The 12,562-nt window shown below is 69.8% G+C and carries 12 protein-coding genes; 7 read left to right on the top strand and 5 right to left on the bottom strand.

Annotation, left to right across the window (positions count from 1 at the left end):
* Window positions 1–9: 9 nt before the first annotated feature.
* Entirely contained in the window at window positions 10–1,251 is a 1,242-nt protein-coding gene (locus ABTZ89_RS09605; protein ID WP_351042282.1) for an FAD-dependent oxidoreductase, read from the top strand.
* 368 nt (window positions 1,252–1,619) lie between these two features.
* Here the strand turns inward: ABTZ89_RS09605 and ABTZ89_RS09610 are convergent, their stop codons facing one another.
* Window positions 1,620–1,904 (bottom strand): WhiB family transcriptional regulator, encoded by a 285-nt coding sequence (locus ABTZ89_RS09610; protein ID WP_351042285.1) that lies wholly within the window; start codon window positions 1,902–1,904, stop codon window positions 1,620–1,622.
* Between the two features lie 206 nt (window positions 1,905–2,110).
* Here ABTZ89_RS09610 and tal point away from each other — a divergent pair, with 206 nt between their 5' ends.
* Window positions 2,111–3,214: a transaldolase gene (gene tal, locus ABTZ89_RS09615; protein ID WP_351042288.1), complete on the top strand. Its 1,104-nt coding sequence runs from the start codon at window positions 2,111–2,113 to the stop codon at window positions 3,212–3,214.
* A 176-nt stretch (window positions 3,215–3,390) separates the two neighbouring features.
* Here tal and ABTZ89_RS09620 read toward each other — a convergent pair whose 3' ends face one another.
* Together ABTZ89_RS09620 and ABTZ89_RS09625 are read right to left on the bottom strand one after the other, a co-directional pair.
* The gene (locus ABTZ89_RS09620; RefSeq protein WP_351042291.1) at window positions 3,391–4,326 is read right to left on the bottom strand and encodes a 1-phosphofructokinase family hexose kinase; all 936 of its coding nucleotides are present in this window, start codon (window positions 4,324–4,326) and stop codon (window positions 3,391–3,393) included.
* A gap of 148 nt (window positions 4,327–4,474) precedes the next feature.
* Window positions 4,475–5,848: an FGGY-family carbohydrate kinase gene (locus ABTZ89_RS09625; protein ID WP_351042294.1), complete on the bottom strand. Its 1,374-nt coding sequence runs from the start codon at window positions 5,846–5,848 to the stop codon at window positions 4,475–4,477.
* A 133-nt stretch (window positions 5,849–5,981) separates the two neighbouring features.
* Here ABTZ89_RS09625 and ABTZ89_RS09630 point away from each other — a divergent pair, with 133 nt between their 5' ends.
* From ABTZ89_RS09630 to ABTZ89_RS09650, 5 genes are all read left to right on the top strand, one after another.
* Entirely contained in the window at window positions 5,982–6,854 is an 873-nt protein-coding gene (locus ABTZ89_RS09630; RefSeq protein ID WP_351042297.1) for a class II fructose-bisphosphate aldolase, read from the top strand.
* Between the two features lie 328 nt (window positions 6,855–7,182).
* The gene (locus ABTZ89_RS09635) at window positions 7,183–7,947 is read left to right on the top strand and encodes an ATP-binding cassette domain-containing protein (RefSeq protein ID WP_351042300.1); all 765 of its coding nucleotides are present in this window, start codon (window positions 7,183–7,185) and stop codon (window positions 7,945–7,947) included.
* Window positions 7,944–8,978, top strand: a complete 1,035-nt coding sequence (locus ABTZ89_RS09640; RefSeq protein WP_351042303.1) for an ABC transporter permease — start codon at window positions 7,944–7,946, stop codon at window positions 8,976–8,978. The genes ABTZ89_RS09635 and ABTZ89_RS09640 overlap by 4 nt, the downstream gene beginning before the upstream one ends.
* Window positions 8,979–9,002: 24 nt before the next feature.
* The gene (locus tag ABTZ89_RS09645) at window positions 9,003–9,983 is read left to right on the top strand and encodes an ABC transporter substrate-binding protein (protein ID WP_351042305.1); all 981 of its coding nucleotides are present in this window, start codon (window positions 9,003–9,005) and stop codon (window positions 9,981–9,983) included.
* A 70-nt stretch (window positions 9,984–10,053) separates the two neighbouring features.
* Window positions 10,054–10,866 carry a DeoR/GlpR family DNA-binding transcription regulator gene (locus ABTZ89_RS09650; protein ID WP_351042307.1) on the top strand — a complete coding sequence of 271 codons (813 nt, stop codon included), beginning with the start codon at window positions 10,054–10,056 and terminating at the stop codon, window positions 10,864–10,866.
* 56 nt (window positions 10,867–10,922) lie between these two features.
* On the opposite strand, the gene ABTZ89_RS09655 is transcribed toward ABTZ89_RS09650, so the two are convergent.
* Together ABTZ89_RS09655 and ABTZ89_RS09660 are read right to left on the bottom strand one after the other, a co-directional pair.
* Entirely contained in the window at window positions 10,923–11,438 is a 516-nt protein-coding gene (locus ABTZ89_RS09655; RefSeq protein ID WP_351042309.1) for an isochorismatase family protein, read from the bottom strand.
* A 53-nt stretch (window positions 11,439–11,491) separates the two neighbouring features.
* The coding region (locus tag ABTZ89_RS09660) for a PucR family transcriptional regulator (RefSeq protein WP_351042311.1) at window positions 11,492–12,562 on the bottom strand (1,071 nt) is incomplete at its 5' end.

The raw sequence follows: 12,562 nt of genomic DNA on the forward strand, positions 1-12,562 counted from the left end.
ATTCGGACAGTGACCAATCACTACGACGTCATCGTGGCCGGTGGCGGATCCGGGGGTATCGGTGCCGCCCTCGGCGCGCGGCGCGCGGGTGCGCGCACCCTGCTGATCGAACGTGGTCCGTGCCTGGGCGGAGCCGCCACCCTGCGCAACGTCGTCACCTACTGCGGCCTCTACACCCAGGAACTGCGCCAGGTCGTGTTCGGGGTCGCCGAGGAGGTGCTGGCCGGGCTGCGCGAGCTGGACGCGGTGACCGAGCCCCGCAAGTTCACGGCGGTCGCGGTGGTGTTCGACCCGGAATCGGTGAAGCGCGTCGCGGACGAGCTGTGCGAACAGGCGGGCGTGGACGTGCTGCTGCACTCGCACGTCCTCGACGCCACCCGGCGCGATGACCGGATCACCGCGCTGCGGGTCGCTGACCACTCGGGCACCCACTCCTACACCGCGGACGCATTCGTCGACGCGACCGGTGAGGCCGACCTCGCGCACCAGGGCGGCGCGGAAGTGCGGTACGGCAACGACGGCTGGGTGATCAACGGCACGCTCGGCGTCCGATTCGGCGGCATCCCGGCCGACGTCGCGGTGGACCGGAGCGCCCTGGCCTCGCTGATCCGCTCGGCGAAGGAATCGGGGCGGGACGACCTGACCGGCGAGAGGGGTTTGATCGCGAGGATGCCGGTGTCGGGAGACGTCATCACCTACCTGGCCGACGAGGGGTACGACGCCCGCGATGCTGCGGACACCAGCCGCGCCGAGCGCAGCGCCCGGCGACAGGCCCAGGCCTACCTCCAGGCGATCCGGTCGCTCCCGGGATGCGGCAATGCCTACATCGTCAGCACCGGACCGGAACTGGGCACGCGCGAGTCCCGCCACCTCGTGGGCCGCGCGCAGTTGACGGAGAAGGAGGTGCTGCAGCCGGGTCCGGTGGACGATGCCGTGGCGGTCTGCGCGTGGCCGATCGAGTCCCATCCCGGACCGGGAATTCCCTCGGAGTGGAAGCACATCGGGGAGCCGGGCTACTACGGCATCCCGCTGGACGTGCTGCGCAGCCGCAACACGTCGAACCTGTTCGGCGCCGGCCGCACCGTGGACGGTGACGCCGGTGCGGGCGCCTCGCTGCGCGTCATGGGTACCGCGCTGGCGACCGGGCAAGCCGCCGGGGTAGCCGCGGCGTTCACCGCCCGCGACGGCGACGTGGAAACGGCCGCGGTGCGCCGGGAGCTAGACCGGCAGGGCGCACGGCTGCCGGACTGACAGCGAGCCTGCGGGGAGAAGCCGTGCCGCGATGGCGGCGCGGCTTCTCCACTTCCCCACCGACATCCGCTGCCTTCGCGGGCGAGGGTCATTCGCCTTCTGTTGCGGTATCGGAGTGACGCCTCAGCTCGGTCTCCACCGCGGGAGCCTTCGTCCCCTGCTCACCAGGAGTCGGCTTGCTGATGTCCGCTTGCTGCGGCCCTTCCGCTGGTTCGGAGGAATGCTCCCGAGGTGTCTGCTTTCCCTGCGTCATGACATCCGCCTCCGGACATGAAATACCGACCGGATGGTGAAACATCCGCACCCCGTCCCATTCCCCCGCGGCCCACCGGGCAAACGTCGGCGATCAGGTGCTGCGCAAGACACGTTCACGCGGCGCAGTTGCGGCCGATCAATTCGCGTCGTTCCCGCTCGCCGAGGCCGCCCCAGATGCCGTACGGTTCACGGGCTTTCAGCGCGTGCTCACGGCACTGCCGCATCACCGGGCACGCTGCGCAGATCCGCTTCGCCTGCTCCTCGCGGTCGTCGCGCGCCGGGCCGCGTTCGTTCTCCGGGTGGAAGAACCGGCTGACGTTCACGTCCCGGCAGGCGGCCTGGAGCTGCCAGTGCCAGGCCTCGCTGACGGGTTTGGGCAGACGAGATGTGGCGGCCACGTGCTCCTCACCCCTCCACTTGTCGATTTTCACCAGCCGCCCAGCGCTACCCGGCACCTCCCCGACGCACACATCCGGTTTCGCAGCAGCACGATCCCGCGCCCGAGCGCCGCGGGATCGGCCCAGCGCACACCGGCCGAGACGACCGGGTGTTGCCGGCGGATCTTCCGGGTAGACCGCTGGAGACGACTCGTACGGGAGATGCCATGAGGACACCACTGCACGCCTTGGCGGAGCACGGGCAGAGCGCCTGGGTCGACTACCTGTCCAGGCGGTTCCTCCGCGACGGTGACCTGGCCCGCCTCGTCGAGCGCGGACTGGCCGGGGTGACGTCCAACCCGACGATCTTCCAGGGCGCCATCGCGGAGGGCGGCTACTACGACGAGCAGCTCCGCACCCTGCTGACCGAGGAATCCGATCCCAAGGAGATCTTCCTGGCCATCGCGCGCGAGGACATCCGGTCCGCGTGCGACACCCTCCGCGAGGTCTTCGACCGCGACCCGAGCGGCCGGGACGGATGGGTGTCCCTGGAAGTCGACCCGGACCTGGCACACGACACCCGGGCCACCATCGCGGAGGCCGAACGCCTGCACCGCATGATCGACCGGCCGAACTTGTTCGTGAAGATCCCCGGCACCCGAGCCGGGCTGCCGGCCATCGAGGAGACCATCGCCCGCGGGATCCCGGTCAACGTCACGCTGCTCTTCTCCCTGGACCGCCACCGCGCCGCGGGCGAGGCCTACCTGCGGGGGCTGCAACGGCTCCGGGACAACGGCGGAGACCTCCGGTCGGTCGCCTCGGTGGCCTCGTTCTTCGTGTCGCGGGTCGACACCGAAGCCGACCGCCGGCTCGACTCCACCGGTGAGCACGACGAGCTCAAGGGCACCCTCGCCATCGCCAACGCCAAACTCGCCTACCAGGGTTACAAGGAGATGTTCGCCGGTGCCGAGTGGGAGGAGCTCGCAGCCGCCGGTGCGAACCCGCAGCGCTGCCTGTGGGCCTCCACCTCGACGAAGAACCCGGCGTACCGGGACGTGCGCTACGTCGAGCAGCTCATCGGCCGGGACACCGTGAACACCATGACGAGGCAGACGCTGGACGACTTCCAGGACCACGGCCACGTCGCGCACACCCTGGAGCAGGGCGTGGACGAAGCGCGGAGCTGCTTCGACCGGTTCGCCGCTGCAGGCATCGACTACGACGACGTCACCGCAGTGCTGGAACGCGAAGGAGTGGACAAGTTCGCCGCGTCGTTCCACCAGCTGTTCGAGGAGATCACACGCAAGCGCGACCAACTGGCACGCACCTGACCGCGCACGATCACCCACCGACCCGCCGCCGAAGCCCACGACCAGCGGTGCGCCGGGAGCTCGACCGGCAGGGCGCACGGCCGCCGGACTGACACCGAGCCTGCGTGGAGAAGCCGACTGCTCGGCGCGCCCGAGGCATCGTCGGCTGCTCCTGCTTCCCGGTCGCCGGGGGCGGATCAGGTCAGCCGCAGGGACAGGTCGGGGGTGGCGGTGATGGTGACTCCGGGGTCGGCGTTGAAATCCGCGCCGGAAAACAGAGTTCCGGGCTGCTGAACAGCGGTGGCCGCCCAGCGCAATGCCATGTGCAGAGCCTCGGCTCCACGCCCTCCGCCTGCCAGGAATCCCGCGAGGAGAGCATCACCAGCGCCGACTGTGGACACGGGACGGCCCACGGGCGCTTCGCCGTGGAGCACTCCGTCGTGGTCGAGCAGCACGGCGCCGCGAGGCCCGAGGCTGGCCAGGACGGCACCAACACCGCGGCCGCGGACGAGTTTGCCGGCGTCGACGACATCGCCGAGGGTGTGCAGGCGCCGTCCGGTCAGCTCGGCCAGCTCGTCGATGTTCGGTTTGATCAGGTCAGGGCTCGCGTCCAACGCCTTCTCCAAGCAGGGACCCGATGAATCCACGACCGTTCGGCATCCAGCGGCACTCCCCCGGGCGATCAGGTCGGCGTAGAAGCCGGGCGCGACGCCTACGGGCAGGCTGCCGCAGCAGGCGAGCCAACTGGCGCTCGTCGCGGCGGTGATCGCGGCCTCGGCGAGCGCTTCGATTTCCGGAGGGGTGAGCTGCGGGCCGGGTTCGTTGGCCTTCGTGACGGTACCGTCCGGTTCGAGGAGGCTGATGTTGCTGCGCACTGCTTCGGCGATCGGCACGGCCACGTAGCCGGCCCCGCTGGCGTCGAGCATGCTGCGCAGTTCCGCGCCGGAGGCACCCCCCAGCGGCAGGACGGCTGTGGTGGCATGTCCGTGGGTGTGCAGCGCGAGGGTGACGTTGACCCCCTTGCCGCTCGGCTCGACGGAGCTCCGGGTACCGCGCAGCACGTCTCCGCGGACGAGGCTGTCGATGCAGATGGTCCGGTCGACGCTGGGATTGGCGGTCACGGTGGTGATCATGCTGCCCTCACCGCGGTCGGAGCGGTAGCGATCTGCACGTCGGGTGGGCTCGCGATGCGCTGGCCTTCATCGGTGCGTTCCTTGATTCGTGCCCTCATCGTTCCCCTTCACGTGGCATGGCAGGCGTTTGGTGCGCGCCACCTGCGGGTCAGCGGATGCTGAGCGGCGCGACGTGCTCGTCGTGGACCTCGGCGGGCGCCGGGAGTTCGGTCATGCCGGGGTAGATCCCGGCGGCGACACCGCCGACCAGCGCGGCTCCACGCGCACCCGCTTCGGCCACCGCCGGTCGGTGCAACGGGCCGAGTTGGCGTTGCTTGGCGCCGATGAAAGCCGTGCTGTGCGACCAGCCACCGGTCACGATGATCCGACCGTGCGGCCCGCTGATCCGGCTCATGGTGCGGTGCAGGGCGGCCGCCTGCTCGGTCGCCGCGGTGACGGTTGCGCGCCAGAGCTGCCCAGGAGAGGCGTGATCGCCGATTCCGGTGATGTCCACGCGTCCCGCAATGCTGTCCGACACCGCGATCCCGGTGGGCTCGAACGCCGATGCAGCAGCGTCCATCGTGGACAGATCCTCCCATGCGCAGCCGAGGAGATCGAGCACGCGCCGCATCAGGAGTCCGCCCTGGGTAGCGCCGAGCAAGCACCAGCGGTCCGGGAGCACGTGCCAGCCGACCGTGATCCCGGCAGCGGCGAGTTCCGAGACCGCTGCCTGCGCGAGCGGAACCGGGACCGCGCGCACCAGAGCTTCAGCGCTGCCGCAGGAATCCAGCTCGTCACCGGCTTCCCGCACGCCCGCACCGACTGCGGCTGCTTGGTGGTCGTGCCCGACCATGGTCACGGTCGCACCGCGAAGCCTCGGCGGCGCTTCAGGGGCAGAGACGACACCGACGGCCTGGCCGGACGCCATGAGCGGCGGGAGCAACGTCGGCCGCAGCATCGACCACTCCACCGCTTCGTCCCACCACTGGCCGGTCCAGAGGTCGAGCCATCCCGTGCGGGAGGCCAACGACCGGTCGCTCGCCTCCACACCGGTCAGCGCCCGCACCACCCATTCAGCGATGTTGAACCGGCGCACTGCTTTCTGCGCGCCGACCAGGTTCCGCACTTGCCAGCGGTGCTTGGTGAGCGACCACTGGGTGCGCAGCGGCAATCCCGTCCTGGACGAGAACAGCGTCCCGAGGTCTTGCCCCAACTGCTCGGTTTCGGCCCCGTCGCGGGTGTCGTGCCAGGCGATCACGGGGGCCACGGGATCCCCGGAGCCGTCGACCAAGACGCCGGCCTCGCCCATGCTGGTGACGCCGACGCCGACTACCCGGCCGTCCGGCACCGCCGCCAGCGCCTCACCCGCCGCGTCCCACACCGCGCCGAGCAGCGCCTGCGGATCCAGCTCGGTTCCGAGCGGCGTGGCGTACCACGGGGTGGCGGCGCGACCGTGCGCGATCTCCCGCCCGTCGTCGGCCACGACGGCGGCCTTCACCGCGGTCGTCCCGATGTCCAGGCCCACCAGCAGCGTCTGCACCATCGCCCACCCTCACCAGCACGTCGCCCATCGCGCATGCAATTGGATTTGCCTGTTTTCTTCTTCTGTTTGATTGGATATCTTGGGCTTTCCTTGGATTTATGTCAAGACACGCGCCGCCCGAACGGAGACGCCCATGCCGCGGACCCCCACCGCCGAACTGATCAGCACTGCTGCCGCGAACCGGACCGGGATCGCCGCCTTCAACGTCATCACCCTCGAGCACGTCGAGGCAGTGGTGGCCGGAGCCGAGTCGACCCGCTCCCCGGTGATCGTCCAGATCAGCCAGAACGCCATCCGGTTCCACCGCGGCCGGCTCGCGCCGCTCGCCGCCGCCTGCCGCGCGATCGCCGAGGACTCGACCGCGCAGGTCGCCCTGCACCTCGACCACATCGAGGACGTCGAACTGCTGCACCAGACGGCCGAAGTCGGCTTCGACTCGGTCATGTTCGACGCGTCGAAGCTGTCCTATTCGGACAACCTCGCGGCGACCCGAGCCGCCGCCGAATGGGCCCACCAGCACGGGCTCTGGCTGGAGGCCGAGCTCGGCGAGGTCGGCGGCAAGGAAGGCGCCCACGCCCCGGGCGTGCGCACCGATCCCACCGAGGCCCGGGAATTCGTCGCGGCCACTGGCGTGGACGCCCTCGCCGTCGCCGTGGGCAGTTCGCACGCCATGACCACCCAGACCGCCCGACTCGACCACGCCCTGATCGCGGAGCTCGAGGCCAGCGCCGGCGTCCCGCTGGTGCTGCACGGTTCTTCCGGCGTGCCGCACCCCGAGCTCGCCCGCGCGGTCGAGAACGGCATGACGAAGATCAACATCGGGACGGCGCTCAACGTCGCGTTCACCACCGAAGTCCGCCACGCGCTGCTCGCGAACGACGCCGTGGTCGACCCGCGCACCTACCTGAAGCGAGCGCGCGATGGCATCGCGCTGGCCGTCGCCGAGGTGCACCACGCCCTGTCCCGCACCGGCGCAGGCCGCCGAACGACAGCTGAGCACGCGTAGCGCACAGCCCTTGACGGCTTTACAACCAAGTGCGACTATTTCCAAACACTTACAAGATATTCACATCGAATTGAAGATTCGGTGGGCGTCGGCCCGCCGCGTCACCCGGGTCCCGAGGTGCAGACCGATCGCTCTGCACCTCACCTCCTCTGCCACCACCCAAGAGCGCAGCGGCCCCAGACCTGGACGCAGGCGCCCCTGATCCCGCGCCAACTCAGGTGGTCGACCTGCCACCGGTCTTGGCCAACGACCACCAATCCCCCGGCGGGGCCGCCTTGACGCCCACGGCGAACGGCGTCGGCTTCGAGATCATCCTTCGGAGGTTTCCGTGCCTAAAGCATTGTTGGAGGCGCGCAGCATCGTGCGGCGCTTCGGCCACGTCGAGGCGCTGCGCGGTGCTGATTTCACCGTCCACGCCGGCGAAATCGTCGGGCTCATCGGCGACAACGGCGCCGGGAAGAGCACCCTGGTCAAGATCCTGTCCGGGGCCGACCAGCCGACGTCCGGCACGATCCTCGTCGACGGCGAGGCGGTCACCTTCGGCGATCCGCACGCCGCGCGCGAGGCGGGCGTCGAAACGGTCTACCAGGACCTGGCCCTGGCCGCGGACCTGGATCCGGCGGCGAACCTCTACCTGGGGCGGGAAATCCTCAAGCCCGGCCTCCTGGGCAAGCTCGGATTCCTCGACACGCAGGCGATGGCACGCGAAACCAGTCAGGTCGTCCGGCGTCTGGGTGTCGCGCTGAAGGACGCCGGCGCCAGCGTCGCGGACCTCTCCGGCGGCCAGCGGCAGAGCGTCGCAGTCGCGCGGGCGGCGATGTGGGCCCGCAAGGTGATCTTCATGGACGAGCCGACCGCCGCACTCGGCGTCGTTCAGACCGAGGGCGTTCTGAACCTGATCAAGCGGGTCCGGGACGAGGGCATCGCGGTCGTTCTGATCAGCCACAACATGCAGCAGGTGCTCGACGTCTGCGACCGGGTGGAGGTGCTCCGCCTCGGCCGGCGGGTCGGTGCGCTGCGCACGGCCGGCGCATCGGTGCAGGACCTCGTAGCGGCAATGACCGGCGGAGTCATCAAGGAGCAAGCATCATGACCACACCGCTCAACACGCGGCCCGACACCGCGGTCGACGACGGCGATCGCCCCGCGCCGCGCCCCGCCTACCGCCGATGGCTCAGCTCCGCGGCGACCCGCATCCTGTTCGTCCTCATCGGACTGGTCGCGCTCTTCACGATCCTCCGGCCGGGCAGCTTCGCCACCGGGGCGAACCTGAGCAACATCGCCTCGGACGCATCGATCCTCCTGGTCCTCGCCGTCGGTGCGACGTTCGTCATCGTCACCTCGGGAATCGACCTGTCGGTCAACGGAGTTCTGGTGTTCTCCGGGGTGATCGCTGCCAAGGTGATGGTGGCGTTCGGCGGCGACGGTCCCGCCACCCTGATCGCCGGGCTGCTCGGTGCGCTCGTCGTCGGCGCCGGGTGGGGCCTGATCAACGGAGTGCTGATCGCCCGGGCCCGGATCCCCGCGCTGATCGTGACGCTGGGGACGCTCGGCATGTCCCTCGGCTTCGCGCTGCTCATCACCGGCGGCGTGGACGTGCGCGACGTGCCGCTGTCGCTCGCGCTGAGCATCGGATCCGGCCGCTTCGCCGGGATCCCCGCACTCGTGGTCATCGCCGGTGCGACCGCCCTGGTGGGCGGGATCATCCTCGCCAAGACCCGTTTCGGCCGCTACACCTACGCCGTCGGCTCCAACCAGGAAGCGCTGCGGCGGGCCGGTGTGAACACCAAGCTGCACCTGATCAAGGTCTACGCGCTGGCAGGACTGCTCGCGGGCCTGGCCGGTTACCTGTCCGTCGCGCGGTTCGCCACCACCACCATCAGCGGGCATTCCACCGACAACCTCCAGACGATCGCCGCCGTCGTCATCGGCGGAGCCAGCCTGTTCGGCGGCGTCGGCACGATGATCGGCACCGTCATCGGCGTGTTCATCCCGACCGTGCTGCAGAACGGGTTCGTCGTGCTCGGCATCCAGCCGTTCTGGCAGCAGGTCGCCGTCGGCGCCGTCCTGATCTCCGCCGTCTACCTCGACCAGCTCCGCCGCCGCGCGCGCGAGCGCGGCTGACCCCACCTCACCGGAAGGAAACCCATGCGCAGCAGGATCATCGCCGCCGCCGTCGTGGTCCTCGCGGCCACCGCGGGCGGCTGCTCGCAAGGAACACCCGCGACCACGACCATCTCCGCCGACGTGCACGGGAAGAAGCTGGCCTTCGTCCCAGGGGTCTCCGGGGACAGCTTCTACATCAGCATGCAGTGCGGCATCCAGGACGCCGCCGCGAAGCAGAGCATGCAGGTCAACGTCCAAGCACCCCAGCAGTTCGACCCCTCGCTGCAAACGCCCGTCGTCAACGGCGTCGTCGCCCAGAAACCCGACGCGATGCTGATCGCACCGACCGACGACAGCGCCATGTTCCCGCCGCTGCTGCAGGCCAGCCAGGCCGGGATCCCCATCGGTCTCGTCGACACCACCCTCAAGAACAGGTCGATCGTGCAGACCGCGGTGTCCACCGACAACCGAGCAGCCGGGGCCGCGGCGGCCGACACGCTCGCCGACCTGGTCGGCGGCAAGGGGAAGGTCCTGGTCATCGCCTTCAAGGCGGGCGCCACCACCTCCGACGCCCGCCAGCAGGGCTTCGAGGCGCAGATCAAGAACCACCCCGGCGTCGAGTACCTGGGTGCCCAGATCAACGACAACGACCCGGCCAAGGCCGCGTCCATCGTCTCCGCGACGCTCGCCACCCACCCCGATCTCACCGGGATCTTCGCCACCAACCAGTTCGCCGCCGAAGGCGCTGCCACCGGGCTGCGCAACGCCGGGCGGACCGGTGATGTGAAGATCGTCGGTTTCGACGCCGGGCCGGTCCAGGTGCAGCAGCTCCAGCAAGGGGTCGTGCAAGCCCTCATCGCCCAGAAGCCCTACGAGATCGGAACCGCCGCGGTCGACCAGATCACCGCTGCCATGACCGGCAAGCCGGTGCGAGCCGAAGTCCCGTCCGGCACGGTAGCCGTGACCAAGGACAATCTCGCCGAACCTTCGATCCAGCAGGCCCTGTACCGAACGGGCTGCTAGACGCGGGACAATCGGTATCCCACGCCTCGTGGCCCCGGGGCGTGGGAAATCGGCACGAGGAAGGATTCCGATGGGCGGTAAGCAGAACGGCAAGCGCACCGATGAAGCGGTCGGCAATCGGTACCGCTACGCCGCGCAGCGCCAGCAGGAGATCCTCCGCATCTTGCGCACCACCGGCGAGATCACCGTCACCGGCGTCTCCGCCCAGCTCGACGTGACCGGTGAGACCATCCGCAAGGACCTCATCGTCCTGGAACAGCAAGGACTGCTCCGCCGGGTCCACGGTGGAGCGCTTCCCGTCGAGCACGCCTCCTTCGAGCCCCCCGTCGCCTCCAGGCTGGAGTACTCCGAGGAGAAGCGGAACATCGCTCGCGCCGCGCTCGCCCACCTTCCCCACACCGGTTCGGTGCTCCTCGATGCCGGTTCGACGACGACGGAACTGGCCGAGCTCCTGCCTCCCGAGCGCGAGCTGACGATCTTCACCAACACCCTGCCGATCGCGCTGACCCTGGTCACCCGTCCCAAGTTCGCCGTCTACCCGCTCGGCGGCCGACTCCGCGAGACCACCCTCGCCGTCGTCGAAGGCTGGGCCGCACGACAACTCGAAGAAATCAACGTCGACGTCGCCTTCCTCGGCACCAACGGCATATCCCTCACCCGAGGACTCACCACTCCCGATCCGGCTGAGGCGGCCATAAAGCGGCTCATGCTGCACGCCGCCCACAAACGAGTCCTGCTCGCCGACAGCAGCAAGTTCGACGTCGCGACCCAGTGCCAGCACGCGACCCTCGCCGACATCGACGTGCTGATCACCGACAGCGGCCTGTCCGACACCGACCGAGCCGAGATCGAGAAGCACGGCGTCACCGTCGAAATAGCCTGATCAAGCCAGGGCCTGCGCGCCTGCCCGGCCGCGGCCGGGCAGGCGGGTAGCACTGGTCACTTGATGAGCTTCTGCACTTCGCGGAAGGCCGGGTTCTCGCTGTCGTGCAGCCATTCGAACACGACCATCTCGGTGGTGACCACGTCGACGCCGTGGGCGCGCATGCGGTCCAGGCCGCGTTCGCGGTTCGACTCGGTGCGGCTGCCGACGGCGTCGGCGACAACGGCGACGTCCCGCCCGCCGGCCCGCAGGGCGAGCACCGTCTGCAGCACGCAGACATGGGCCTCGCAGCCGGTCACGACGATGGTGCCGGGACCGGGATCGATCCCCGCTGCGAACGTCGTCTTCGGCTCGGCCGACCGCGGCAGCAAGTCCCCGATCTCGCCGACGGTCGCGCCCAATCCCTCGGGGTTCTGCTCGGTGGCCCGGACATCGATGCCCAGGCGGGTGGCGGCGCGCACCAGCCGGACGTTGTTGTCCAGCACGGCACGCGCCCCGGCGATGGCCGGCATGAGGCGTTCTTGGAGGTCGACGACCAGCAGGACCGAGGAGTCAACACGCAGCAGAGGCATGGGACGACCCTAAACAAGCAGGGCCGACCCGTGGCGGCCGCCGGTGTGCAGCACTACTTGAGGGTCCGCCTGGCGGACCGGCGGAACTTCAGCGCGGCGTGCAGCTCCAGTCGGGTCATCCCGTCGGAGAGGTCGGCCTGGAGCAGGCGGGACAGCCGGTCGAGGCGGTAGTAGAGGCTGCTGCGGTGCAGGGAGAGCCGGGCGGCGACCTTCTGCACGTCGCCTGCGAGGTCCAAGTAGGTTTCCAGCGTCGTCAGCAGCATCGGTGCTGACGGACCGGCCTCGTCGAGCGGTGCGAGCACGACGTCGATCCGGTCCTCGGTGTCGAGCAGCATCCGGTAGACGCCGATCCCGCTCCACCGCACGTGCCGGCCGAGTCCGGGGTCCAGCACCGCCAGCTCCGCCGCGGCGAGCGCCTGGCTCCTCGTGTCGCGAGCCGAACGCAAGCCGAGCGGCATGCCGTCGCTGGCCCCGATCGTGAACCGGGAGCCGGCGGCGAGGCATCGGGAGGCGACGCGGTCGATCTCGTCCAGGACCGGCCGCAGTTCCTCTCCGCAGTCCCGCTGGTGCACCACCAGAAGCACGTACGTCCGGGAAACGTAGGAACCGAGGAAGCCCTCGAGGTGCCGGAGGCCTGGGCTCAGCGAATTGTTCAGGGCGCTGAACTCCGAGGGGCGGAACGGTCGGAGCGCACCGTCGTCGGCAGCGACGATCGCAGCGACCCGGACAACCCCGTCCACGATGCCCGGCACTGCGACTGCGAGCTGGTCGTAGGCCTCGACCTGCTCGTCCTCGAAGAGCCGCCGGACGAGCTGGTCGAGGTTCCGCCCCGACGGCCGCGGCCGGACTTCCGCGCCGGCCTCCGCCGCGAGCAGTCCCGCGAGCGTATCGGCGCCGCGCATCAGCACCGCCCGCTCATCGGGGCCGAGCCGGTCACCGGTGTCGACCATCCACAAGTAACCGAGAGTGCGGCCCTTCCGGCGCAGCGGCACGCAGACGCGAGCCGACATGCCGATCTCGGGGTTCGCCGGGAGCGCGACCAGCTCGTCCGGCTCGCTCCCGGCATGCCGCAACTCCCACTCCCGGACCTCGGGGGCGACGTGCCGCATCAGGATCGAGGAGAT

The sequence above is a fragment of the Saccharopolyspora sp. NPDC002686 genome (genome assembly GCF_040295745.1).
GTDB classification, from domain to species: domain Bacteria; phylum Actinomycetota; class Actinomycetes; order Mycobacteriales; family Pseudonocardiaceae; genus Saccharopolyspora; species Saccharopolyspora oryzae.